Origin of the sequence: Tissierella sp. MB52-C2, from assembly GCF_030931715.1 — a bacterium.
In the GTDB taxonomy this organism is placed as follows: Bacteria; Bacillota; Clostridia; order Tissierellales; family Tissierellaceae; genus Tissierella.
On the sequence record NZ_CP133261.1, the window covers coordinates 1,763,079 to 1,790,075 of the forward strand.

Genomic DNA, 26,997 nt, shown 5'->3' on the forward strand with positions numbered 1-26,997 from the left:
TTTAGTTTTTTGCAAAATTTGAGCTAACCTCATTTTTTAGGATTAGGCCCCTGTGACTAGGGGCCTTCCCTTTACCATCTTATTTCTCGTAATATGTCATATTTCCTCTTATATCAAAGTATGTTATGAAGTCTGGTAATTCATCTATAGCTATTATCTCCCCTTCCTCATTGACCATGGTAGTATCATTAAGCTTGATATACACTTCACCTCCAGTATTGTACCATTCGGTTAACTTTCTCTGTGCACTTGCATCATTATCTAAAAAGTCCATATCAAATGCTTCATCACCTATTATCATTGTATTAGATATTAAATCTTTGATGTTTCCTATTACAGTTACTCTTCCCTCTGCCATTTCTGTTACCTTAACTCCATATTCGCTAACATATACTACTTGAACCTTTAGCCCTGTAGCCACTAATCCTGCTGGTGCTGTGAAAGTTCCAGTATATAATCCGTCTTCTTCTGTCATTGGTATTCCTATTTCATTGCTATCTAATCCAAATGGCATTAACAGCCTGAAATATCCTTCTCCTCCTGTTGGTGCCTCGAAGCTAACAGTAAGGGTATCTCCTTCTCTAAGACTTATGTCTTTATCTGGTAAAATATTTGTAATAGTTGGTGACTCTAACCCTACTAATACAGTTCTTACAACTGTAGTTACATTTCCTGCTCCATCAGTTGCTTTTACAGTAATAGTATTTTCACCTTGATCTAACATCAATCTTTCATGGAAGTTATTAGATTCATCTACTGATACTTCTTTATCATTTATCTCTAATTTGGTTAAACCTATATTGTCAGTTACAGTACCTCTTACATGAACTACTTCTACATTTATCTTAGCATTATCTAAGGGCTCATCTACTGTTAAAACTGGTGCTAGTTTATCTTTTATTACTACTACTGATGTTGATGGTTCTGTTTCTATTTCATTTAGCTCAGCTGTTACCTTAATTGTATTTCTTTCTTCTGGTATAGGTACTTCTACTGCAAATTCTCTATTCTGAGAATCTATTGAAGTCACCTTTACATCGTTTACATATACATTTACCTTACCATCTGCTGTAACCTTTCCTTCTACTCTTACTGAATCTTGATTTGTATAGCTTTCTTGAGCTAGATTAGTTATTGCTGGAACATCCATTGCATATTCCATTCTTGCTCTAATCATCAATCCACCTTGAGTATCCTCAGAGCTTAGTAGTTTAAATTCTCCATCAATATTCATATATGATCTATCTGCATATAGTGAATTCTCATCTATACCTGTTCCTGGACACTGAGTACCTGCTTTGTCTTGGATAGTTGAGATATAGAAGTCTTTATCTGTTGAGAATCCAAGGCTTGATAGGTCTATATAGTTCCATTCGCCTCTAACTACATCTTGGAATATTGGTTCTCCAACTTTATATGGTTTTCCATTTGCATCTATTCCATATATTGTAAATCCTATTCTATTTCCTCCTGGACTTGGCCATGAAGTATCCCAGAAGTAAATATTTGTACCTTTTACTTTACCAAATTGATCTGGTGTAAATCTTACTGCCAATCCATTAGGTGCTGCATTTAGTACTAATGCATTTTCAGCAGTTCCATCATCATAGATTATATTGTCTTCATAACCTACAAATCTCTTTAATCCTATATTTACATCTACTGTTTCATTTCCAGCTACATCTACTGTAGTCTCTCCCGGCTCAAATCCATCTGCTACTACCTTAAGTGTATATGTTCCCTCTAGAACATTAGGAATTACAAAATATCCATCTGCATCAGCTGTAACTGGTGCTACTTTCGGATCTTCTACTACTCTTACTACAGCATAAGCCGCTGGAGTTTCATAATATCTATCAAATACTCTACCTGTAATAGTTCCTTGTGGTTTAGGTTCTAATATGAAGTTTGATTTTGCGGTTTGGTCTTCACCTACGTTTACTCTAGCTTCCTTAGAATAATATCCATAAGCTTCTGCTACTAGAGTATATTCACCAATTGGAGATCTCATAAAGAATTTACCTGTAACAGGATCAACTTTAACACTTCTTCCTGTTTCCAATACTGTTACTACAGCATCAGATATTGGAATTCCGGCAAATACCATTGGTATATTTTGAACTTCTATATCTTCTATTGTTTTAAGATTATTTGTTCCTGTTCTATTCAATTTATAATTAGGTGCTGATGGTTCTATATAATCAGCTTTCTTAGGATCTCTTCTTATCAACTCTGTTTCTTGTACTGGCCCTGGTCTTGATGCTGATTCTGTAGTACCTGCCATAACAAATACATCATCTATATACCAGCCCGTATATGCAACTGAGCCATCTGAATGGAAGAAGAATCTAATCTTTACTGTATTCCCAGCGTAAGCAGCTAAGGATATCTCTTCATTAGTCCACGCTTGAACTCTTCTACCATATTTTCCGCCTTCTACAGGAGTTATATTGGTCCAATTAGCTCCATCATCTGTAGAGATTTGTACTTGCCCATAATCATATAAAGTAGTTGTTCCTTCCATGTCAACCCAATGATTAAATGTCAATACCGAATTGCTTCCTTCTGGAAGTACTATAGCTGGACTAACTATATAGCTATCACTACTCATAGGATAGTTGCCTCCTAAGTTCGTTGCCCATAGTTTTGTTCCTGAAGCAGCTCCATTAGGTCCCGATGTTGGCATTCCCCATGCCCATGGGTTATTAGTTCCGCCAGTAGTAAATCCTCCATCATTATTTTCAAAGTCTGTACCAAATATAGTAGTAAATGCTAAAGCTGTAGCAAATACTTCCTCTGTATTTTCACTGATATTACCTGATAGATCTTCTGCATTTATTACATAGTAATACATTGTGTTAGGATTTGTTTCTGAATCTATAAAGCTATTATTATTGACTTCTCCTATCTTAACATATCCTTCACCTGATGTTTCTGAGCGATAAATATTATAATGTGATAAATCAGCATCTGGCGAATGGTTCCAGTTTAATTTAATTCCTCTCATATTGGCTTCTGCTGTCAGGTTAGTAGGTATTGCTGGTGCATCATTATCTTGAGCCATTAGTCTTACATTGTCTATATACCATCCTGCTCTCTGACCTGATGAATCAGATGTAAATCTAAATGCTACAAATACCGGATCTTTAGACCCTATATAATGTCCAAGGTTCACAAGTGATTCCTTCCAATTCATGGCACTGCCTGTTATGATTCCCCTTGCTTCAGTCCAAGTTTCACCATAATCATTTGTAATTAGTACATATCCTTTGTCATAATTATTTTCCATTTCATACCACTCATAGAATCTTAGTGAGGCAGTTTCTAAATTTCCATCTCTTAAATCTATTGGAGGAGTAATCATCCAGCTGTCAGCATTATTTGGATAGTTTCCATCTAATGTAGTTGCTGCTAGTTTTTCTCCTTCAAATGGCTTTGGACCAACATTTGATGGTACCCCCCATTCCCATGCTCCATTGAATATCCAGCCATTAGTATTATTCTCGAAGCCTTGAGTATATTCTCCTGGGATTACACCAAATTCTATATCTATTTTATAATCTGATGTAACTACTACATCTCCTGCATAGTCTCTTACTTTTATCTTATATACAATACTATCCCCCATTAACATATCATGGGTTATAGTTCCTTTATACATTCCATTCTTATGATCTCCCGAAATCCTATTCATTGGAGCTACCATCCAATAGGACTTCCCTTGTTGTTTAACTAGAAGCTCTGCTTCTGTTATTGCAACATCATCTGATATTTCTGCAAGGATTTCTATATCTGAACCCATATAGGTTTTAAATATTTCTTGTTCATGAGTTATAGTTGCTTCTGATGTATCTTCTCCAGGAACCAATACTCTACCTGAAATATATCCTGTTCCTGTAGCTATAGATGATACTGCTTCAAATGCATCTACTAGACCATATCCATAACCCATATTTGGTGCTGTTGGGTATGTGGAATCAGTTAATGGTGTAGCTGTATCTTGAAGAATTTCTTCAACATCTGCTACTGATAAGGAAGCATTAGCTGATAATACCAATGCAACTACTCCTGCTACTGCTGGAGTTGCCATTGATGTACCTGAATTATTTCCATATCCATTATTAGGTATAGATGATCTTACATTTACACCTGGTGCTGATATATTTGGTTTAATTAAGGATTCATCATATGGTGATGGTCCAAGTTTTGAGAAATATGCTCTTATATCAGTTCTATCAGTTGCAGCTACTGCAAAGGATTCTGGATAGTTAGCTGGGCATGATATAGAGCCTGGCCAAGGCGCCGGTTCCCCTGCTCTTTGATTTCCTGCTGCAAATGCTGGAAATATCTCTGCTGCTCTCCAATTTCTAACGGCCTCTCTATACCAATCATCTATTCCAGCTCCTCCACCCCATGAGTTATTAACCACATCTGGAGCATTGTCTGGATTTCCACCTGGTGCTAACATCCATTGTGCTGCTGATAACAATATAGCATCTGTTGTAGAGCCAGCTGTATTAAATACTCTTGCTGCTATCCATTTTGCCCCTGGTGCCACACCTATTTTATTAGATCCATCTGGCTCTTGCCCAACCATTGTTCCCATTACATGAGTTCCATGGTCATCGGAATCTGCTGGTAGTGATGCATTGTATACAGGATCAAACCAGTTCCCATTAGCATTAGTAGTTCCTGTATTTGGGTCATAGCCTCTCCATTTATTCTTAAGTGCTGGATGAGTCCAATCTACTCCTGAGTCTATATTTGCTACTACTATTCCTGTACCATCGTATCCTAGATCCCATACTTGATCTGCCTTTACCTTTTCAACATTCCACTCTACTCCATTAGCTGTAGGTTCTATTTCATTACTCATCTCTGGATTTTCTAGCGTATGGGTTTTATTTTTGTAGATTTTATCTACTTCTGGCATATAAGAAAGATTTTCTATTACTTCCTTTGTAGCTTTTACATATACCATATTAACTATATGATAAGGTGTAAATTCTACTACATTTCCATTTTCCATCTCTTGTTCTAAATATTTTAGAACATTAGCTTGAGTCATTTCTGCAGTATCTTTTAGAGATTCCACTACGGCACTTCTTACTTCCAGCTTAGTTTGATATGGGGTCATAGCCGATGATACAGCTGATCTTGTAGCATGGGCTACTTTTTCTGTATCCACTTGCTCCCCCATATATATGAGTATTTCCACTAGATGTTCATTGCCTATGTCTTCCTTTACCTCAGCTGAAATCTTATCTGCAGCTAATTCATATAAACCTTCTTTTGCTGAACTAAGTTGGTTGTTCTCTGCATAAACAAAGGATGTAAAATGCCCCAATACCATAATAAGGCTTATTATTAGGGATAATACTTTTCTTACTTGTTTGTTCTTTGACATTTAACAATTCCCTCCTTTAGTTTTTTGCAAAATATTTAATCTCTTTTACACCTCCTTTTTTTATTATGTAAAAGTAAAACTTTAGCAAACTACTGTAATTTCTATATATATGTCATAAGGGGTAATTTATCACACCACTTACTTATTTCATTCATTGTCATGATTTCCTTAATATTCTGAGATATTGTTAATATTTATCAAAGTATGGCAAGTGTTTATAGTTTCTTGCCTTTTTTATATTATTTTCTAATAATTTGTCAATATCTAGTTAAATAAGAAAGTTACCCCTAAAGAGGTTTAGGGGTAACATTTCTATTTACTTTAATATCTCTCAAATATCCTTATGGTTCCAAATACATCTTTATGAATCAATCTATTTGGTAAAATATCTAAATTTACTAGATTCCCATCTTCATCCACTATAGTATCGAATCCAAGCTTGATATAAACTGGCTTTCCAGCATTATACCATTCAGTTAACTTTCTCTGTGCACTTGCATCATTATCTAAAAAGTCCATATCAAAAGCTTCATCACCTAATATAATGGAGTTCGCAGGGATATTCTTCATAGCCCCTTTCACAGTTACTCTTCCTTCTGCTGTTTCAAATATTTCAGTACCATCTTCATCAACATATACTACTTCTATTGCTAAATTTGATGCTATAAATCCATCTGGAGCTGTCCAAGTAGCTGTATATAGTCCTGATGATTCTTCAGACATTGGAGTTCCATAGCTGCTTCTGCTTACTTCAAGTGGAAGCAGCATTCTATAATATGCAGAGCCGCCAGTTGGAGCATTGAAGCTTATATTTAAAGAGCTGCCAGCTTCAAGTTCAACATCTCTTGATGGTTTAATATTTCTAATAGATGGCTCTTGTGGTCCTTCTCCTGATTCTAGATTAACAATTATAGATTTAACTGTACTATGTCCAGCTCCGTCCTTTAAAGTAAATAGGAAATAGTTCTCTCCTTCTACAAGGTTTACGGTGTGGCTTATTGTTTCATTAGCAGGCTCAACTATAACAAGAGGATAGTTATAAACATATATCTGACTGTCACCTAGGAATAACTCTAGATATCCCAAATTGTCCGCCATTGTAATTTCTAGTTCTGCTGTTTTTGATTCTTCATCGATATTTACTATATCTATATTTAATTCTGGGTCAGTAGTATCTACATAAAATCTTCTCACTAAACTACTGGATGTTCCAGTCTTGGATACAGCCTCTATCTTAGCTTCTTGATAACCATCTTCCATGGCTAAAGTTTTTGTAAACTTAAATGCTGGTCCTGAGTAAATACGTGTACTTGGATTATCTGGGTGATCTAAATCCACATGGTCTTTAAACTCAATATCAACTTCAACATTATTCACGAGTACCTTATCTAATGATGAGAAGTTTGCAACATAGCCTTCGAATAATATATTATTCGTAGTATACATTTCAAGTAATTTAGGCTCGTAGATATATATATATGGATGAGTGTTGTCTATATTAAAAGTAAGTTCAGCAAGATTCGTATTATATAATTTATCCACAGATATTACTTCTACATTATATTCTTTTGCATCAGTTATATATGCCTTTATATCCAACTCATATGAAGTCTTTCCTGCTTCTCCAAGAATGACTGCTTCTATTTCCTGTCCATTTATACTAAACATGAATCCTAATACACCTATGCCTTTGTCCACTGAATTCCAAGTAAGTTTATTTGTCTGCGGATTATATGATAAATTGCTTATCTCTGGTCCAGCGGTATCAATAGTTATTGGAATCTTCTTAGATTGTACTTCTGCTCCACCATAATGGATTTTGGCAGCGATTTCATAGAAATAGTTTCCATCTGGAACAACTTCACCATTTACTATTCCATCCCACTGTGCAGCAGTAATCATTCCAACAGGCTGATTTCTGCCTCCATTAATATAATTCTTTCTCTTGTATTGCTGCATCAAGATAGTTCTCAACAGATTACCTTCGCTATCTAATATATTATAATTAACTGATTCTGCATTTCTCATAAATGATAGATACGGCATTATATTACCAGTACCCCTCTCATGTCCAGCTACTGTCCCCGGATTCATGAATATATGTGGTGTAGTATAGAAGTATCCATTATCTTTAGCATCCCAATACAACATACCTGATGCATTGAAATAGGAACTTCCTGCAGGATCAATAAATCTCATACCATCAAGAATAACAGGTTCTCCCCAGTCACCATAAAATCCTACATACGGAACTGAAAGTGTTGGATTTTCATCGGTAGGGTCGACCAAAGTAACAAAACCTTCGACAAACATATTTCTATAAACTGTAGAATCTGTTCCTATATCTACAGTCACTTCAAATACATATTCTCCATTTGCTGGAATAGTCACTGAATCTGGTTTATCAATATCTGCATCGTAGATATAATCAGATCGCAATAGATTTGAACCTAATTCATTAATATAATCTGCTAAAACTGTAACATTTACATTGTAAGTTATATCTGTATTTGAATCATTTATAGCTTTAAATCTCATGGTAAACTCTGTATTTTCAAAATCCTTTAATTCTATCTTTGCTTCATTAGTTTTGGCATCTACTACTCTAACAGGGGTAGATACTGCACCATAAAGGTCCATTATACCTGCACCCTGTCTTCTAGGGGAGTATTCAGTTTCATATTGATCTAATACTGGTATAGCTGTATTCATCAATAACATCTTAGCAAGTCTAGTCTGTTCTGCTAAATCTAATTCTCCATAGATTTCATGTTCCTTAATGTACTCCATAACAAGAGCAGAACCACCTGCTACATGAGGCGCCGCCATTGAAGTACCACTCATTGTTCCATATTTATTATCATTTAATGTAGAATATATCTGTACACCTGGTGCTGTTATTTCAGGCTTAAATTCTAATGAAGGAGTAACTCCCCATGATGTAGAGTCTGCCATTTTTCCTGCATTAATATTAGGTATAGTCATTATTTCATCTGTAAATAATACTTCCTTATTTTCTAATTCTAATAAAGCCATCCCACCATTATACCCTATAAATACTGCTGGTATGGTGTGAGGATCTGGTATAGCCATATTCACTAAGGCTTCTCCCCCAGTTTCATGGTTACGTACTACAATACCCACTGCACCTGCATTCTGAGCATTTTCTATTTTTTGAGTAAAGTTAGATGTTAATCCGCCACGAACCACTAGGGCTATTTTACCAGCTACATTAGTAAGTTCTGATGGATGACCTGAACCACCATCTACAAATTCTTGAGGTCCAGAGAACACTTTTATAGGATTAATATTCCCTGCTATTGCCATTGGAACCTTGTATTCTCCATCATCTTTTATATAAGTTAATCCCTTTATTTTTTGATGAGTATTTTCAATTGATGCTACCTGTATAGTATCCTTATTGAGTCCTGGGGCACCTACTACACCTATGTCAGGATTTTGTTTCCATGGGTTTGCCGTCCATCCGTAGGTCATTGAACCAGAATTTCCTGCCGAAACTGAGCATACTATTCCATTATTCGTAGCATTGGTTATTGCAACATCTTCTGCTGATTTTGGAACATAGAAAGATGCTGTTGAACCTAGACTCATATTTAAAACATCAGCGCCAAGTCTTATGGCCTCATCTATAGCTACTAGATATATATCACTAAATGTAGTTGCATAAATTGGGTCATTGGAAAATACCTTCATAGCAAGTAATTGAGCTTCTGGAGCTACTCCTTTGATTCCGCCATTATCTATATCTCCATTTGCCCCTGCGGTCCCAGCTACATGCATACCATGCATTGATGGGTCTGGACCTAGATCTCTTATTTCATAATTTAAGTCATAATAGTTATATCCATAAGGAACTTTCTCAGTATAATATTCACCAAGTAGATTCTTGCCTTCCAATGTTTCTCTAGTAATCTTTTGATCAATTCCTTCACTAAGTACCATATCCCTATGGCTTGAATCAATACCAGTGTCTATAATAGCAACTACAGTACCTTCACCCTTATATCCTATATCCCAAGTTGGAAGTGTTCCAATCATATCCTTGGATGTATCCATATCAGGTTTTATCTCTGGTCTTTCATATTCATTAGATATATATACTTTGTTGACTTGGGGCAAACTTTCAATAACTTTAATATCTTCAAATTTGACCATACCACTAAATCCATTAAATGTTGTATTGAAGCTATTTATAAACTTCATATCCACTCTGCTGGACTCAATGTTTTTCTTGACCTGTTTTTGTTCCTCATCTATTCTTCTTTCAATCTGTTTGATTGAAGATTCTGATATTTCTTCATATCTTAAATTTCTTTCTGTGGCGTAAACTATTGATGGATCAGATTTTAATTCAACAATAATCCTGACCTCATCATCATCTTCAAAAAACTCTCCCAATTCATCTTCTAGTTTGATCTTTTCAGTGTTTTCATCTGATTTAAATTTTTCTACTACTCTTGTTAATGTTTCCCCTTGAGTCGAATTTTCACTTTCTGCAAAGGCGAACCCTGGTATTATTAGAGTTAGTATAAGTAATAGTGCTAAAATCTTATTCATCCTCTTCAAATCGCTTCCTCCTTTAAATTTTATTTAATCATTCATTTTAAAAATGATTGATCCAAAGTAGTTTTGAATTACTGTGGATGATTATTTTGGAATCCTTGGATTTTCTAATACTACATCTTCAAATGCGTATAATAAATTCTCATCAACATCATAAATTCTGATAGTTACCTTATCTGTTATAGTTCTTGGATTGAAGAAAAATGATTCTGTAGACCATGTCCCTAAATCAAATATAGAAGTATTTCGTTCTTCACCTCCAGATAACTGATATACCACATCATATTTTGCAGCATTGAATATATCTTCAACTTCTACTTTAAGGTGAATTAAGGCTGGGGGCAAAATAGGTGATGCATTACGAACCTCTACTATTACTCTTGGTTCTTCCACCGGATCTACGGGACCTTCTTTCTCTACCAATGCACTTATAGCATCATTTAATTCCCATAATGCTGCAGTCACTTCTTCTTGAGTTACATCTTCATCTTCATTTACCTCTATGGCCCTATCTAAAGCTAATACAAAGTCTCTCCAAGATTCTTCCGTATAATCATCTTCATTCTTTGCCATAGCTTCCGCTATTGCTTCTTCCAATGCTCTTTTATCTACTACTGGATCTGGGTCCTCCATTGTTATATTTATTCTTCCTTTTGCTATTTTTTCTATTTTTTCTCCTTCTTTGCTTACGAAATTTACTTCAACTTCTAGGCCTGTTGCCTTTATTCCTTCTCTTACAACCCAAGTAGCTGAATAAAATCCCGGTTCTATCTCTTCCATATTCTTTTCATATTCACGAGTCTTTTCATTAGCCATTATATTTCTATGCGTATCAGATAGAAGAAGTAATCTGAAGTAAGCTTCACCACCTTCTTCTGCATTAAAGCTGACCTTTAATATGTCACCAGCTTTAAGGGCTATATCTTCGTCTGGTAGGATGTTTGTAATGGATGGTTCTACTGAATTTTCTTTTATTTCTAAGCCTTCTATTGCTGCATTTAAATCTTCTAATGCTCTATCTACCTCACTTTGAGTAGCCTCTAAATCATCTATAACTTCTATAGCAGTTTCTAGTGTTATTTCAAGTTCCTCCCATGTTTCTATTGTATAATCTTCTTTATTCATTCTTTCTGCTCTATCTATTGCATCTATTAATTCTGATTTATTTACTACTGGTTCTGGACTTGATGGTTCTTCTTCTACTAATTCATCCATTTTATCATTTAATTCATATACTGCATCATCAATTTCCCTTTGAGTAGCCTCTGAATTATCTCTTACTATTATTGCTGCTTCTAGAGATTCTATAAATGGTCTCCACGTTTCTGGAGTATAGTCCTCTTCATTTTTTTCTTCTGCTCTATCTATAACAACTATTAATTCTGATTTATCTACCTCTTCAGGCTCAGGATCTGGATTTTCTCCTTCTCTTTTTACCAATCCTTTCATTCTGGCATTTAATTCTGATAATGCTTGATTAATTTCCCTTTGTGTAGCCTCATTATCTTCATTTATCTCTATGGCCATATCTAAAGCTGCTTCAAATGGTTTCCAAGATTCCTCTGTATAATCTTCTTCACTCTTTCTTATAGCTTCAGCTATTGCTTCTGCCAATTTTCTCTTATTTACTTCTGGTTTTACTGGATCATTTGCTTGAATCTTTATTGTATAAGCAGTAGTTCTCCCCCCAATTTTTATGGTCAAAGCTTGTCTTTCTGCTGGCTGCCTACTATCAAATCCTTTTATATTAGATTTTGTTACTCTCTCTGTTTCTCTGCTACCATCACTATATATTCCCTCTATAACTAAACCTGTAATATCCAACTCATCATCTACTGTATAAACCAACTTATCAGGTAATGATTTAACTGAAATCCTGTTTAATGTTACTGGATCTGGTCTTGTAGGTGGCTTTGTGGTGGTTGATTTTTTGGTCGATGCTACAGTTGGATTAGATTCTTCTAACTTCCCATTTACTAACTTATACTCTACATTAGTTTTTAATGTTGATCCGTTAGCCTTAATTTTGGCTCCTGACTTAATTGATTTTATAGTACCTTTCGAATCTACAATCACATCTGCACCGACTATACTAAGGCTATCAATTGATGTATCCTTTGCTGATATAAGACTTGCCTTATCCCTCACTTCAACCTTCTTTATATAACTACCTTTAGTAAGCTCCAATCTTACTTGTTTTACAGTTTTAAGCTCTTCTACTGTTGTATTAGAAAGAACTACATTTACTAACCCTTGTTTTTTATCTATAGATACTGAATTTAATTTAGAATTGTTAATGCTTAAACCATTAGATCCTCCATTAACAATTACTTTACCCTTTACTACTACATTATCAAGAATTGTATTGCCTTCCCCTATACCCTCTGCTAAGTATAAATTGCCTCCGATTATTATATCCTTCAGTATTACATCTTTTGTATTTACTATAAGATTTGTATTTCTATTTTTATTTATAGTCCCAGATGCATTAACTATTTCACCTGAAATGTTATATAACATCTTAACTACTTCAGCTCTTGTAATCTCCGCATTTGCTCTAAAAGTTCCATCTGGATAACCATTTATATATCCATTTTTCTTTAACCCACCGACAATACCTTTAAGTTCTTCAGGTAAAGTTAAATTATCTGTAAATTTAGATGCTTCAAGCTTGTCCTTTTCTACCCCAAAAATAACACCAATTATTCTGGCAACTTCTCCCCTAGTAATGTTCTCATTAGCATTTAATGATGTTCCTGGAAGTATATAATTAGCACTCACTCCCTTTTGTACCTCATCATAATACCAATCTGTAGGACTTACATCATTAAAGTTAACCTCAGATTTTTGAGTAAAACCCATTATACCATTAACAACCTTGTAAAACTCAGATTTATTCATGTTGTTAGTAGGTCTAAATGTTCCATCTGGATAACCTGAAAGAATTCCCTTATTTTTCATGTAGTTGATTTCACTCTTCGCCCAATTGTCTTCATAATCACTCCCTTGCCCCAATGCAACTATGCCTGTAGACATAAGGATGACTAAAGAAAAAATCAGCGATAACAGTCTCTTCATACAAATACCCCCCCTTTAATAGTTATACTTGTCTCATTTATATGATAATACTTAATTTAAAGCAAAGTCTAGGAGCAAGTTATGACATATTTTATTCAGTGTAGATTATTGTCTACACTCCTTCATCCATTCAAAAAAGGAGCTTTAGTGTGCTTACTTTAAATCAACATTAAGCTAAATAATATATAATAACCTTAGTAATTTGTTACTCTATAAATGTATCTGTCATATTTAAGGAGAAATTTTTTAATGAATTACAAAATACCTCTTTATATACTTCTTTCTACTATTTAATAAATATATTTTTATATCCATAGGCAAAGATATATCTATTGAAAGTGTCTTATTCTCTCAATTAGTAGCAAAATAATCTTCTTATATCATTTTCTTTTATTTAAGATTTTATAGTCGTTTTTTGAATATTTTGTAAATTTACGTCTCATTAATGAAGTCATATCAGTTAAAATACCTCTAGGAGATTTTGACCTTCTAGATATTCTTCTTACCTATAATTTTTTTTCCTGATTTATTGATAAGATTGATTACTTCATTATTTTAAGTTATCATTTATGAGTATATTTATTTAGAGTAAACAAAAAATCCCACCAGGGAACTTGGTGAAATTTTGTAATCCTTAATTTTGCCCTGCCAGTTGATTCTTGATAAGTTTTATTTCTAACAGATATTTCTTTTATGTATTGATATGAGTATCCTAGCTCATCAGCAATTTTTTTCAAAGACTTCCCTTATATATATCTCATGTTCCTCCCTCCTAAAAAATAAAAGCCCAAGGATTTTATTTTCCTTGGGTTTCTAAAACCTCTATCTATAATTCAATACTTACGATATCAATAAAATACCGCACAATTCTTTTCTGAATAATACGGTATTTAAAATTATTTTATACATTTAATTATATTTACATATTTTATTATTATAATTCTATAATAATTTACCTGTACGCCTGTAATTTTTTCATAGTTATAATATTACTAATAATAGTTGTTGTTCCAGCAATTAAAGTGCCTAATGCCCATATTTGTTTTTTCATTAATAGTCCAATAATTCCAACTACTATAAGCATAGTTCCAATACCTAATCCCACTAAACAACCCTTATATTTAATTTCAAAGGGTACCTTAGGTATTTCTCCTGTTCTTTCCATTGCTTTTTCTGTTTTAGCTAGTGCTTTTCTTGTTATCTGCAAAAGCTTTTCATTAATATTATTCATTTTTATCCTCCATGATATATGAATGTCTTTTTAAAATTTGTTTAATGAGCTTATCACTTACAATATCAACTCCAAGTTGTTTCATTAACATTTGTAAGAACTTTAGCCTACTTAATGTTTCAGAAATATTACGATTAAATAAAATTGGATTTATCCAAATATTAACAAGTAACATGAATATCTCAGCACATTCATTTGGAAACTCCGTATTAATAGAACCATCCTCTATTCCTTCTTGTATTATTTCACTTAAAATGGGGGCATCACTGTTAATACCTGTTTTAATGCCCAAAACTACAAATTGTGGATTTTTTATTTGACCCATTAGTACATTATCAAGAGAATGCGCTTCTTCATCAGACATAGTAGCTTCTAGTATACGTACAAGTTTTTCTCTGCTGTTATTCGCTTTTGTATTCTTTATTAATTTTTTTAACATCTGATTTGAATAACTAAATTGCTTTTTAGTTATAGCATCTAAAATTTCTTCTTTGGATCTAAAATGATGATAAATTGCGCCTTTCGACATTTGTAGTTCATTAATAATATCCTGTATGCTTGTTTTATCAAATCCTTTTTCAGTAAATAGTCTTTCTGAAACAGATAATATTTTTTCGATTGTTTGTTCTGGATATTTATTTCTCGACATTTAATCACTCCTTACATACCAACCGTTAGTATGTATAGATTATAATATTAATCATTAAATGTCAAGAATATTTTTAATACCGTATTATTCAGTTTTCAATGTTCAATTACACATAAATTATCTTTAGTGATAGAGTGTATTGTAAGTACCAAACTCCCACTAAAACTCACCTCTTTTCTTTTTATACTTTTTTCTGTGTATAGCATGTTAATAACTTTGTTGATAATTCGTCATATAAGAATAATGTCCATATTAACATCATATTAGGAGAATCAGGCGTAATAAAAACAATGCTCATACTGTAATATCCCAAACATACATATCTATTTTCTCTGTTTGTAAGTTTTGCATAATTTCATAATCAGGAACATCATTTACAGTAATAAGCGTCGCTCCTAATTTTTCTATTGTTTTTCTTGAGGCAATATTATCATACCCAGACCCTATAAACAAACGCTTAAATCCATGAGTCAATGCAACTTGTTTAATAAGTTTACATGCTTTCATTGCGTAATTATGCCCGGAATAATGAGGGGAAACACCATAACTAAGATGACCTCTTAAATATTGTCTGCGTGTATTGTCTACTGCAAAATAAATTACGCCAATATCTTCATTATCATTGATATGTATTATAGAAAATCCGTATCTTGGTAAAATTCCTTTTTCATAATCAGGCAAGTCTTGGCTTTTCAAAACTAATTTAATTTCATCATCTTTTAAGTCATTAAATTCCACAAACTGAAACATACATACCTCCACTAAAATTTTTTTTTTGTTACGCCTTATCGCCCAAAACCCCGCTTGGAGACGATTGCGACTTACTTAATACTTTTTAATTTATCCAATTGTTCTCTTAATCTTTTATTTTCATCTCTTAATTCTTCCATGTCAACCAACTGAATAATTAAGTTTTGCTTATCTTCTTTAAGTTTCTTAATTTCCTCATATAGTTGCTTTATCTTATCATCTTTAGCCTTAATTTTATCTTTAGGTGTAGCAATACTATCATTAGGAACACCTTTCTCAATGGCTCTAAGGCTTAATATACGCTCTTTTAGAATATCATTATTATATAGGGTAGCCTTAGATACTCCTCCTTCTTCAGCTACTGTTTTAAAGTTTATCTTCTTTGTTTTAGAACTCTTCAATTTATCTATTGCTTTATTAACCTTTTCAATAGTTTCTTGGTTCTTCTTTTTTGCAAATTCCTTTAATCCTTCTGTATTAACATTTCTCTTCTTCTTCATTCATTTGCTCCTCCAAACTATCTACTAATGGTTTTAAATATTTATATTTAACATATTGCCGTTCCCAGGAACGTTGTTGCCCTAACTCTTTATACCTTGCCATTTCTTTTTCCATAAGGTCTAATTCTTGCTTTAAAATAGGGTAGAACTTAACCTCCGTAACATAGTTAGGACAGTTATAGAAGAAACAACCATCACCATCAGAACAATTACCCCTTCTAAAATCATAAAAGCATACGCCTGTCGGTAACGGATTAAAACTCATAGATTTAGATAAGTTAGATACTATATCATCAATCTGTTGCTCCGTTTTACCTCGAAACTGTTCATCAAGTTTAGACTTAATTTCTTTTGCTCTAAGTCCAGCAATCTTAGAATCTTTACCCAGTATCATATCAGAATATATTTCCTTAACTTCTTCCTCCTTTAAAGTAAGATAATGTGAAGTCATTTCAATTGATACATGAGAAAATTGTTTCATAATATGTGCTATTGAAACTTTTTGTTTAATAAGTTCTCTAACAAATGTTGCTCTAAATTGGTGAGATTTCAATGGATATAGGTTTCCTTTATTATCTCTTATATCCCATCTTTTAATAAAGTTAGGTAATCTACTATTAGTAAACTTATCTACTTTTAAAACATGGATAGGTTACAATTAACTAGACAATAAAATTAAGGTCATGTAAACTAAAAACAATATATTAAAGGAGAATCGTTTATATGGCTAAAAGAGATAGAAGAACCTATACTGAAGAATTCAAAGAACAAATGGTAAAGTTATATGAAAGTGGTAAGCCTAAAGCTGAAATAATGAAGGAATACGATTTAACACCAACTTCTTTTAATACTTGGATCAAAAGAAGTCAAACTACTGGTTCATTTAAGGAGAAAGAAAATCGGTCTCCCGAGGAAAATGAACTAATAAGGCTGAGAAAAGAAAATCAGCAGCTAAAGATGGAGAATGATATTTTAAAGCAAGCAGCGCTGATATTAGGACGAAAATAAATGTAATCAAGAACAATGCTTACAAATATAGTATATCAGCAATGTGCAAAGTCCTACAAGTTAGTAGAAGTACTTATTACTATGAATCAAAAGCTAAAGAATCTACAGATGAAGTCACACCCAAGGTCATAGATATATTTAAAGCAAGTAGAAACAATTATGGTACTAGAAAAATAAAAGTAGAGCTAAAAAAGGCAGGCTATATAGTATCTAGAAGAAAAATCGGTAGAATAATGAGAGAAAATGGCTTAGTATCAAACTATACGGTTTCCCAGTATAAGCCTTATGTGAATAAATGCAATGAATCAAAGATAGATAATGAATTAAACAGAGAATTTAATACAAATCAGCCTTATGCAGCTGTAGTTAGTGATTTAACATATGTTAGAGTCAATAAAAAATGGAATTATGTATGTTTATTAGTCGACCTATTTAATAGAGAAATAATAGGCTATAGTGCAGGTTCTAGCAAAGATGCAAATCTTGTTTATAAGGCATTTACTAGAATTAAAACTAGATTAGATGATATTACTCTATTTCATACAGATCGTGGAAACGAATTTAAAAACAAAATAATAGATGAAGTCCTAGATACCTTTAAAATCAAACGTTCTTTAAGCATGAAGGGGTGTCCCTACGATAATGCTGTAGCTGAAGCTACTTTTAAGATATTCGAAACTGAATTTACTAATAACTATCATTTTGAAAACTTGGAGCAATTAGAGTTCATGCTAGCAGATTATGTTAATTGGTTTAATAATACTAGAATTCATGGGACATTAGATTATTTAAGTCCTAGAGAGTATAAATTACAGAACCTTAAAAAATCTGTCTAGTTTAGTGTTGACAATCCACTTCATATTGTCATCAAGTAAGATTACAATATCTTTATCTTTGTATCTTATTGTGTTCAATTCCACTTTTCTTGTTCCTCCATACTTGTTTTATATGTCTAATAAGTTCATATTACTATTGTACAAGCCTTTTATGACTATTTCCAATGGTAATATATTCTTATTAATATCTATTTCAAGTATGGTACTTACTCTATATTATACACTCCCTATCTATACTCTCTTATCCCTCTATAACACTACTATTCTACATAGTTATATTATTATTTACTATCTATACTATAATCACTAAAGATAACATAAATAATATTTATTCATCATCTGTATTAAACAATTCATAGGTTCCATCTTGAAGTTGTTTTGCTTCTTCTCCTGCAATTCTATCTGATGTACTAAAGTATTCTCCATCTTCTATGCCCTGATAATATGCATCTCTAAAACCTTGAAGTTTTGTATTAGTATTAATAATGTCTTTGAATTTTTTATTATTGTATTCATCTATGACAGCTTGGTCTCTAACTAATACTAATCCCCATTCTTGATTTGCTTCTTTTTGTTTTTTGAAAGCCTTATTTAATCCTTCTATAAATCCTAGGGCATAGTCATTCTCCAAGACTTTTGTTGAATATCCATCTTTTTAATATTCATATCTGAGTTTCTTTACCACGCTATTTATTCAATCAATTGCATATTCTAACACTATAGTACATACAGTAAGCTCTTCATCTCTCCCCATAAAAATTATGGCATGAGTTCTATTAGTTCTAAAAAAAGAATAGCATCGAAAATTTTCTACAATTACATATGCTAATCTACCTTTCATTTGACTTTAGTAAATGTTATATTTGTTTTATTCTCTATTAGATTTATTTTTAAATCATTGCATTATTCGACCTCTCTCAGCGAAAGCTTATGTTTTACTAGCACTTCTTGAGCTTTCACTAAGCGCTAATAATTTTTTTATCCTCAAAATTATAGCGGTATTTATTTTAACCACTCCTTTATTACATATAAATAACACAAGATGTATTAATGCTTAAAGTGCGACATAAAAATACCGTAAAATTCTTTTCTGAATAATATGGTATTTTTACTAAATATTTAATTTTAATAATTATAACATTTAATATAAAAAGCGCAATATACAAACAAATAAATATTATTTAATATATTAGTTTAATAAACCTTTTTTACAACAAGAACTAAATTGTATTCAAAATCTTCACCATTCATCAGATTTCCACTTATTGAAAAATTTAATGACCCCTTTATTAATTCCAAATCATTATCATAAAATAAGTCTTTTGAACTTATTGAGCCAAGATCTGATGAGATATGTAAACCTTTAGTAGCACCTTCCGTTGTTGTAGAACCATTTAAAATAGTAATTTCAACCCCATCTTTGTAAAAAAAGAATTTTTTAAAATAACTTTTAACATCCGATGGTTCTTCAACTTTAAAAGATAAATCTCCTCCAATAAACTTTTCTGAACCATCAGTTACAATAATTAAACCATTACTTATTGTTATATTTTCATTTTCTCCGCTAAAAGAATAAACTTCCATTTTGTCTTGTCGTTTTGTACATGAAGTAATAAAGCATAATGCAATTACAATTAAAATAATCGTTGTAAATTTTATTCTCATTATTTTAACCTCCATTTTGACTATATAAACGATCTTAAGTCGTACTTCTTTGCTATTATGAATTACCTATGTGGATATTATAGCATATATCATATTTTTTTGTATTATATGGTAAATATTTTACTTTCGAATACCGTACTATTCAGTTTTCAATGTTCAAATTTCACTTTTTATAGTTATGTTGCATAAATGGCTTTAGTTACTTAAAACATAATATAAAAATACCGTATAATTCTTTTCTGAATAATACGGTATTTTTACTTTTAATGTATTAATTTAAAAATATATGCTAAATAACGAATCCACCATTAGGACTTATTATCTGTCCAGTAATAAAATCTGAATGAGATGATGCTAAAAAAAGTGCACAACTGGCAATATCACTTGGATCACCTAATCTCATCAAAGGAGTATTGTTTTGAAGATTACTTAGTTCATCCTCAGTATATGAAGAAAGCATATCCGTTTTAATGATACCAGGTGCAATACAATTCACTTGAATATTTGATGGCCCTAACTCCTTTGATAAAGCTTTTGTAAAACCTATTATACCTGCTTTAGAAGCTGAATAATGAACTTCACAAGAAGCTCCAACTATTCCCCATATAGAAGAAATATTAATAATCTTTCCTCTTTTCTTTGGAAGTATATATTTTAATGCTTCTTGGCAACAATAAAAAACACCTTTTAAATTAATATTTATTATGTCATCAAAGTCTTTATCAGTAATATCTATAAATAATTTCTCTTGGCTTATTCCTGCGTTATTAATAAGTACATCAATTGAACCAAATTCTTTAATACAGTACTCCATCATTGAACAAACTTCATCCCTTCTAGAAACATCCGCCTTAAATAATTTTACTGATAGTCCCTCACTTTTTAGTTTGTTATATAAATCAAAAGCTATTCTTTCTGAATTGTTATAGTTAATCAATATGTTATATCCATTATTAGCCAATAACTCTGCAATAGATCTTCCAATTCCTCTAGAAGCACCTGTTATAATAACAGTTTTTAAACTTGTCATTTATAATAATCTCCCTATGTATGATTTTATATTTCTTATTAAATCTATATTACATAGCAATTATATCATATTTTTTATATTATCTAATAAATAATTTGGTTTTTAAATACAGTGTTATTCAGCTTTCAATGTACAATGTTTTCATCTTCATTTTCAATAACTACGTCGCATTTATAATAAACTACGACTCTTTTCACTTGATATATGGCATAAAAGTACCGCATAATTCTTCTCTGAATAATATGGTACATTAAAAAACACTTTATTTTATAGTTATTAAATGTAATGCTTATTTTGTGATGTATATTGATTCCTTTTCCACAAATAAAATGCCAATAATGAAAATATGATGTATCCAACAACCGAAACAATAGATGTTTCTATTCCAAAATCACCACCGGTAATAATTATTGATTTTGATTTGAGAACATATGAGAAAATCGCTTCACTATCATATGTTGGTCCAATGTTTAAAATGCCGCCAATCATGATACAATTCCACACACCATGTATGATTGCACTACACCAAATAGAACCACTCTCATAAGTAATAAGAGAGAACAGGATTCCAACACTGGTGCCAGCTACAAAGAGAAGTAAAATGCTGATGAGGTTCATCTCTGTCCCTATTAAGTGCAACAACCCAAATGCCATAGATGGGATAAGAATAGCAACTACCTTGTTCCATCTACTTTCCAATGAATGCATTATAATACCACGAAAAACCATTTCTTCAACAACCCCAGCACCAATTCCATAATAGAATAATGCTGCCGTGACGATATTCATTCCTTGAGACAAAGAAACAGAATTACTTATCAACTCTCCGGGCATACATAGTAATACCACTGAAACTATTGCTGGAAGCAAACCAGCACTGATTAGCCATACCAATTTTAGCTTTGGCTTTCCCATCCCATAATTCTCTAAAAAGCTTTTCAAAAGTTTAGTGCATAAAATCTTTAATAGAAAATATGTCAATAAAACATAAACAATACCAAATGCAATGTTACCAATCCAATTTGGAATTACAGTAACATATGCAATACTACCTATTAAGTTAGCTGCTGTTTGCGATACAACCAAAGCTAAAATACTTAACATCGAAATCATAACTTCTTTAGTCGAAACTTTATTTTCCATTACAACCTCCTATGTGAAAAGATATAAATAATTCTTATGCTATATAAATATACTAATATAATTTATCTAACGATAAGATTATACCATATTTTGCCACATTCCTGTTATAATAAAATTTTTATTTTCAATACTGTATTATTTAGTTTTCAAGGTTCAAGTTTCACTTTTTATAGTTATGTCACATAAATAGCTTTAGTTACTTTAAACATAATATAAAAATACCGTAAAATTCTTTTCTGAATAATACGGTATTAAAGCTTGTTTTATATTAAAAGATTGTATATTTAAATAGCATTACTTATATACTCAGTAACTAAATCAGTAAAAAGTATCCCATCTAAATGATCTATTTCATGGCAAAAACACTTTACTAAATCTCCTGTAGCCATCAAGATAATTTCGTCACCATTTTCATTTAATACTTGTACTGTTGCTTTCGCAGGTCTTATTAACTTACCCCATGTATTTGGAATACTCAAACACCACTCTATGACCTCTTGGGTTCCTTCCTGATTAATTATCTTTGGATTAACTAGTTTGATAAGACCTTCCCCCATATCTATTACAACCAATCGTATTAATAAACCTATCTGTGGGGCAGCTAACCCTCCTCCGTTTTCTGTATTATACATAGTATCTGTCATATCATTTAGTATTTGCCTTATTTTATCATCTACCACTTCGACTACTTTACTCTTTTTCCTTAATATTTCATCACCAAATAATCTAATTTGTCTTAATGCCATTTAAACTGCACCTCTACTTTGCTGTGATCTTGATTTTCTTTCGCTTTGTCCAAAAAGAAAAATATCCTCTATAGAACAATTAAATGTTTGAGAAATATCATAAGCCAACCATATAGATGGTTCAAACTTTTCTGTCTCAATTGCATTAATAGCTTGCCTCGATACACCAACAAGTTCCGCTAACTGTTCTTGAGTTAATTTAAAGGATTCACGCAACTCCTTTATTCTATTTTTCATTAATTACCACTCCTGTAATGTTGATATTACATTTAAATATAGCATTATTATATTTTTATATCAAGTTAACCTTACATGACATATTCTAAAAAATTATTTTATATTTCAATAAATATATTAACTATAGCCTATAATTTTGATTATACTATTCCCAATACCGTATTATTCAGTTTTCAATGTTCAATCTCATGTAAATGATTAACTATTCTTTTTAGTATCAATTTTATCCTTAATCTTACATCTAGGACACATTATTTCTGCTTTTCCTTCAAGTTCAATGAGTAATTTCCCACACTCTCTACATCTTATTTTCTTCGTTGATTCATGATCCACTTGTCAGCTGAATACGCTATTTTAAGTTCATCTACAATCTCAACATATTCTTCTACTGCAGTTGTTATTTGCTTCTTAGTCGTGTTCTTTCATCTTCTTTAAATTTATTAACTAATAAATTAACACTTTATTACCATCCCTCATATTATATTATGAGAGTAATTAATCTCGACTGAACAGGAGGTGTTTTTATGGGCGGCTTATTCGGCGGCAGAAGAGGGTGTGAAGGAGAATGTGGTATGGATACTTCTTTATTATTCTTCTTTTTACTTTTAGTGGTTCTTTTCTGTAACTGTGATTTATTCTAAGTCAGAATAATTGAATCGGAGCTTGTCTCCGATTCAATTTGCTTATAATTAATTTATAAATTCTAACCTACTAGATCCGTCACTAGATTAGGATATGCTTTATTAAATCTAGTAAAGTTCTCTTCTGCTATATGCCCTGCTAGGCCATTTTCAATAGTGCCAATCTTATCACTTGACTGTTGAGCCAATCTACATTTACATTTCGCTCCAAACTCATATATTTAACTACTTTTCTAGTTGTAGGTGACATGCTTTTTAGTGCTTCCATCTCTTCATAAGACCCATAATTTTTCATTGCATTAACTACTATATTATTAATCAATCTGAAGGTTCAAGAAAAGGTTGCATCTAAAAGATTAGGTCACTTAATATATCAATAAAATTCGATACTTATTCTCATGTATTACGAGATGCATAAAAAGAAGCTCCTGAAAAAATGGATAATTTCCTTAGCTTTACTAGGGAAACAATTCTTATTAAAGTAGTTAGGTTTGCAAATAGTTTGCAGTTTAAAATAATCCTGCTATGATGTTGATTAATAAGAAGTGCAAAACCCTTTGTAATCTTTATATCTACTTGATTGCAAGGGTGACTAAATATTATCGGGATGTGGCGCAGTTTGGTAGCGTACAAGTCTGGGGGGTTCTGCTCTAGACTATTTTTTATTATTATACTATCCTTATGCTTCTAAGAAAATACACATTTTATTAAAATTTGCATATTCAAAATATCATACTTTTTTATACGCTATTATACTTTATGTTACCAGAATGTTTGCAAGGTAGAAGATAATCTTCTGTCTTTTTTCTATCTAAATAACAAAAACCAGAAAATTAATGTTATCGAATAAATATTTCTTCTAAAATAAAAAAGACTAGATCTAATTTTATCAAGAGTAAATTTTAAAAAAACTTTAAAAAACTTAATCTTTACATACTATATATGTGTAGTATCTGATATTGACAAAGTCCAGCAAAGTTATTGCTGGACTTTGATTCGTAATATATTAAATCTATTCCCTAAATTTATAATATGTAAAAATTATTCTTTTAATAGTGACTATAAACTCAACTACAAACTGAAATTTATATATTTTGACTTATCTTCAAACTGAGCACAATAAAAATCAAAACTAATCAAAAAACTTCCCCTTATAAAAATTCTCATTGTCAAGTTTCTTTGCCGTCAGCCTGAACATGACGCAGCCATCCGGGCATACAATGTCCTTGCTATATTTGCCATTGCCGCCAATGTTCTCTAAATCTCCGCCACTTCTGACCGACTCCATGATTGGGAACATAATCATCATGACCTTGGAACAGATACCCTGTCCATCCACATTTATGGGACAGCCATAGGTACAGGTATACTTATCCCCGACTTCCTCGCCGTTTCGGCAGTACCGCTCTGTATGGTCACTGCGAAGAAACCCAGTTACCTCAATTTCAAATTCATACTCCTCATCATACCATTTTTTCATGATTAACCTCCAAATTCTAATTTATGAAGTACAATTTAGTGAAATTGTAACTTAATTTATATATTTAATTGTACCATAATTTTCAACGATTTATAATTGTTTATATATCTCATTGTATCATTGCCCCTTTCATGTTTTTAAGCATAATAAAAACACCTAGAATTAAGTAAATGTTTTGTTTATGGTTCATCATTAATCGAATGACAAATCAAAAGTAATGTCTTCCCCTAATTTATTCCCATCTGAATCAATCGGTCCTGAAATTACATATTTAAAACTAGTTATTTCTTCTGCTTCTGAATCTAATATGAAGAATATATAGCCTTCGCTAATTATTTCTCCTATATATTCTCCGCCTATCATTGACGAAAAAACTTCATGTGCATCCTTTTGTTCTTTTGTATTTGTAACTATCGTTCCTTGTTCTGGATATATTATGTTAGTTTCTGTGCTTTTGTTTTCAGCCTCTACTTCTAACTCTACAATAGTAACAACATCTTTATTGTCGAAGAACGTCCTTTTGTATTTCTCACCAACTTCTAATTCTGAAACTTACATTTTGTTAATTTTCACAGTAAATGGCCCTGATTCTTGAATTGCTTCAACTTTATCATTTTTCTTAAATAATGTCAGTTTCCCTATTTCACTTTCTCCTTCTGGTATAATGCTTTCAATCATATCTTGATTATTGCTTGATTTACTCAGAGTACTACTGCAACCAGATATGAATAATGAAATAATTATTAGTATTACTAGTATCTTTTTCAATGATACCCCTCCCTTGTTAGTATTATATGGTAGTTTAAGGTTACTATTCAAATGAGAGGAGTTCAAGCCTTTTTATGGATTAATATCTACTATGTCAGATTATAAAAACGTACTAGCTGTAAATGTTTCAGCAACATTTTCTCAATACTACTGATTTATCATCTGCATTAATATCTACTGTTACCTGGTGCCAATCTCCTTCAACTACTTTCCATTCACCTAATCCATTGTCAAAATCATCTTCTATTATTTTTTATGCCTTGCCTGGATTAAGTTCAGTTTATGATGTTTTAATAAACTTCTCATATATTTACCCGCCTAAAATATAGTAAAAAAAGACTACCCAAAGGTAATCTTCTATTTTACTAGTTCATAATAATCTATAATATCTTTTAATTGTTTTTTCTGTGTAGAGTTGATTGTATATTCATTATGATAAATTTCACCAGTGAATCTTATTTTAGATTCCTTTGAGTCTATGACCTTTTTTAGGTTTTTGACCATATTTTCATCAATCAATATATCAATCCACTCTCTAATCCCTCTGTATATTACATCTCCTTTTCTATCCTTTAAAACGTCAAAAGGTATATCAAATCTATAATCATCTGCCTTTACTATTATACTTTTAGCAAAGGTCCATTCAGAATCTTCGAATCCTGTTGTCATTCTAAGCCACAATTTATTACCCTTCTCACCCATATAAACATAAAAGAAAAAAACTTCACCATCTTTTACATCATATTCTAAATTGCCATTTGGAGTATACCAGTATATATTATTCATATCATCATATTTTTTAGCAATGTTTTTTAGAAGGTTATCTTTCTGCTCTTGTTTTATCCTGTTATTTTCCTCTTTTTCTTTATTTTGTTCCTCAATACATTTATTTTTTAACTCAATGGCTATTTCGTTATTTTTTATATTCAATGCTGCATTAACAAACTTAATAGCACTGTCTAGGTTTTGATTAGTATAAGCTTCCTCTGCTAATGCAATATTTTTTTCAAATTCTTCATCTGCTAGTTTACTTTCCTGTTCTTCATCTATAACATCCTCTATTTCTTCAACATCTTCTATTGCTGTAGATGTGGGATTGCTACTATTATCTTTCTTAGAGATAAAAAATGCAGATATAAGAATTCCCCATACCATCATAACTAGTGCAAATAAAACTACCATAAGTACAATTAACCCTTTATTAGTTTTTTTCTGATTATCCATTAAACCCCTCCCCTTCCATA

20 protein-coding genes are annotated in these 26,997 nt (G+C 31.9%); 1 reads left to right on the forward strand and 19 read right to left on the reverse strand.

Annotated features, from left to right (window positions below; genetic code table 11):
• Positions 1–79 precede the first annotated feature (79 nt).
• From RBU61_RS08860 to RBU61_RS08895, 8 genes are all read right to left on the reverse strand, one after another.
• Positions 80–5,407: a S8 family serine peptidase gene (locus RBU61_RS08860; protein ID WP_308879355.1), complete on the reverse strand. Its 5,328-nt coding sequence runs from the start codon at positions 5,405–5,407 to the stop codon at positions 80–82.
• A 321-nt stretch (positions 5,408–5,728) separates the two neighbouring features.
• Positions 5,729–9,985, reverse strand: coding sequence for a S8 family serine peptidase (locus RBU61_RS08865; protein WP_308879794.1), 4,257 nt, complete (start codon positions 9,983–9,985; stop codon positions 5,729–5,731).
• A gap of 90 nt (positions 9,986–10,075) precedes the next feature.
• Positions 10,076–13,069, reverse strand: coding sequence for an S-layer homology domain-containing protein (locus RBU61_RS08870; RefSeq protein WP_308879357.1), 2,994 nt, complete (start codon positions 13,067–13,069; stop codon positions 10,076–10,078).
• 952 nt (positions 13,070–14,021) lie between these two features.
• On the reverse strand, positions 14,022–14,300 hold the full coding sequence (locus RBU61_RS08875; protein ID WP_308879359.1) for a hypothetical protein: 279 nt from the start codon (positions 14,298–14,300) through the stop codon (positions 14,022–14,024).
• Entirely contained in the window at positions 14,293–14,949 is a 657-nt protein-coding gene (locus RBU61_RS08880; protein ID WP_308879361.1) for a TetR/AcrR family transcriptional regulator, read from the reverse strand. The genes RBU61_RS08875 and RBU61_RS08880 overlap by 8 nt, the downstream gene beginning before the upstream one ends.
• Positions 14,950–15,243: 294 nt before the next feature.
• Positions 15,244–15,699: a GNAT family N-acetyltransferase gene (locus RBU61_RS08885; RefSeq protein WP_308879362.1), complete on the reverse strand. Its 456-nt coding sequence runs from the start codon at positions 15,697–15,699 to the stop codon at positions 15,244–15,246.
• 71 nt (positions 15,700–15,770) lie between these two features.
• A complete protein-coding gene (locus RBU61_RS08890; protein ID WP_308879364.1) occupies positions 15,771–16,199 on the reverse strand; it encodes a DUF6262 family protein in 429 nt (142 codons plus the stop codon).
• Positions 16,177–16,848: a tyrosine-type recombinase/integrase gene (locus RBU61_RS08895; RefSeq protein ID WP_308879796.1), complete on the reverse strand. Its 672-nt coding sequence runs from the start codon at positions 16,846–16,848 to the stop codon at positions 16,177–16,179. The genes RBU61_RS08890 and RBU61_RS08895 overlap by 23 nt, the downstream gene beginning before the upstream one ends.
• Positions 16,849–16,922: 74 nt before the next feature.
• Between RBU61_RS08895 and RBU61_RS08900 the strand changes: the two genes are divergently transcribed.
• A protein-coding gene (locus tag RBU61_RS08900) for an IS3 family transposase (protein WP_308879365.1) occupies positions 16,923–18,043 on the forward strand; the annotation gives its coding sequence in 2 pieces (ribosomal slippage) (positions 16,923–17,172 and positions 17,172–18,043; 1,122 coding nt in all).
• A gap of 328 nt (positions 18,044–18,371) precedes the next feature.
• Here RBU61_RS08900 and RBU61_RS08905 read toward each other — a convergent pair.
• The 11 genes from RBU61_RS08905 to RBU61_RS08955 form a co-directional block, all read right to left on the reverse strand.
• The gene (locus RBU61_RS08905) at positions 18,372–18,674 is read right to left on the reverse strand and encodes a hypothetical protein (RefSeq protein ID WP_308879366.1); all 303 of its coding nucleotides are present in this window, start codon (positions 18,672–18,674) and stop codon (positions 18,372–18,374) included.
• A 563-nt stretch (positions 18,675–19,237) separates the two neighbouring features.
• Positions 19,238–19,708, reverse strand: coding sequence for a hypothetical protein (locus tag RBU61_RS08910; RefSeq protein ID WP_308879368.1), 471 nt, complete (start codon positions 19,706–19,708; stop codon positions 19,238–19,240).
• A 289-nt stretch (positions 19,709–19,997) separates the two neighbouring features.
• The gene (gene ymfI, locus RBU61_RS08915; protein WP_308879373.1) at positions 19,998–20,738 is read right to left on the reverse strand and encodes an elongation factor P 5-aminopentanone reductase; all 741 of its coding nucleotides are present in this window, start codon (positions 20,736–20,738) and stop codon (positions 19,998–20,000) included.
• A gap of 276 nt (positions 20,739–21,014) precedes the next feature.
• Positions 21,015–21,881 carry a type II CAAX endopeptidase family protein gene (locus tag RBU61_RS08920; RefSeq protein ID WP_308879375.1) on the reverse strand — a complete coding sequence of 289 codons (867 nt, stop codon included), beginning with the start codon at positions 21,879–21,881 and terminating at the stop codon, positions 21,015–21,017.
• Between the two features lie 284 nt (positions 21,882–22,165).
• Entirely contained in the window at positions 22,166–22,627 is a 462-nt protein-coding gene (def, locus tag RBU61_RS08925; RefSeq protein ID WP_308879377.1) for a peptide deformylase, read from the reverse strand.
• Positions 22,628–22,864, reverse strand: a complete 237-nt coding sequence (locus tag RBU61_RS08930; protein ID WP_308879379.1) for a helix-turn-helix transcriptional regulator — start codon at positions 22,862–22,864, stop codon at positions 22,628–22,630.
• Positions 22,865–23,644: 780 nt separating this feature from the next.
• The gene (locus tag RBU61_RS08935; RefSeq protein ID WP_308879381.1) at positions 23,645–23,800 is read right to left on the reverse strand and encodes a hypothetical protein; all 156 of its coding nucleotides are present in this window, start codon (positions 23,798–23,800) and stop codon (positions 23,645–23,647) included.
• A gap of 837 nt (positions 23,801–24,637) precedes the next feature.
• Positions 24,638–24,985, reverse strand: coding sequence for a TIGR04076 family protein (locus tag RBU61_RS08940; protein WP_308879383.1), 348 nt, complete (start codon positions 24,983–24,985; stop codon positions 24,638–24,640).
• A 192-nt stretch (positions 24,986–25,177) separates the two neighbouring features.
• Positions 25,178–25,348: a hypothetical protein gene (locus RBU61_RS08945; protein ID WP_308879385.1), complete on the reverse strand. Its 171-nt coding sequence runs from the start codon at positions 25,346–25,348 to the stop codon at positions 25,178–25,180.
• Between the two features lie 189 nt (positions 25,349–25,537).
• On the reverse strand, positions 25,538–25,753 hold the full coding sequence (locus tag RBU61_RS08950) for a hypothetical protein (protein WP_308879387.1): 216 nt from the start codon (positions 25,751–25,753) through the stop codon (positions 25,538–25,540).
• 357 nt (positions 25,754–26,110) lie between these two features.
• Entirely contained in the window at positions 26,111–26,977 is an 867-nt protein-coding gene (locus tag RBU61_RS08955) for a hypothetical protein (RefSeq protein WP_308879390.1), read from the reverse strand.
• Positions 26,978–26,997: the final 20 nt, after the last annotated feature.

Coding starts and splice junctions, on each gene's coding strand:
- RBU61_RS08860 (WP_308879355.1), bottom strand. CDS start 5,407: ATGTCAAAGAACAAACAAGTAAGAAAAGTATTATCCCTAATAATAAGC.
- RBU61_RS08865 (WP_308879794.1), bottom strand. CDS start 9,985: ATGAATAAGATTTTAGCACTATTACTTATACTAACTCTAATAATACCA.
- RBU61_RS08870 (WP_308879357.1), bottom strand. CDS start 13,069: ATGAAGAGACTGTTATCGCTGATTTTTTCTTTAGTCATCCTTATGTCT.
- RBU61_RS08875 (WP_308879359.1), bottom strand. CDS start 14,300: ATGAATAATATTAATGAAAAGCTTTTGCAGATAACAAGAAAAGCACTA.
- RBU61_RS08880 (WP_308879361.1), bottom strand. CDS start 14,949: ATGTCGAGAAATAAATATCCAGAACAAACAATCGAAAAAATATTATCT.
- RBU61_RS08885 (WP_308879362.1), bottom strand. CDS start 15,699: ATGTTTCAGTTTGTGGAATTTAATGACTTAAAAGATGATGAAATTAAA.
- RBU61_RS08890 (WP_308879364.1), bottom strand. CDS start 16,199: ATGAAGAAGAAGAGAAATGTTAATACAGAAGGATTAAAGGAATTTGCA.
- RBU61_RS08910 (WP_308879368.1), bottom strand. CDS start 19,708: ATGAGAATAAAATTTACAACGATTATTTTAATTGTAATTGCATTATGC.
- ymfI (WP_308879373.1), bottom strand. CDS start 20,738: ATGACAAGTTTAAAAACTGTTATTATAACAGGTGCTTCTAGAGGAATT.
- RBU61_RS08920 (WP_308879375.1), bottom strand. CDS start 21,881: ATGGAAAATAAAGTTTCGACTAAAGAAGTTATGATTTCGATGTTAAGT.
- def (WP_308879377.1), bottom strand. CDS start 22,627: ATGGCATTAAGACAAATTAGATTATTTGGTGATGAAATATTAAGGAAA.
- RBU61_RS08930 (WP_308879379.1), bottom strand. CDS start 22,864: ATGAAAAATAGAATAAAGGAGTTGCGTGAATCCTTTAAATTAACTCAA.
- RBU61_RS08935 (WP_308879381.1), bottom strand. CDS start 23,800: ATGAAAAATTATGGGTCTTATGAAGAGATGGAAGCACTAAAAAGCATG.
- RBU61_RS08940 (WP_308879383.1), bottom strand. CDS start 24,985: ATGAAAAAATGGTATGATGAGGAGTATGAATTTGAAATTGAGGTAACT.
- RBU61_RS08945 (WP_308879385.1), bottom strand. CDS start 25,348: ATGATAGGCGGAGAATATATAGGAGAAATAATTAGCGAAGGCTATATA.
- RBU61_RS08955 (WP_308879390.1), bottom strand. CDS start 26,977: ATGGATAATCAGAAAAAAACTAATAAAGGGTTAATTGTACTTATGGTA.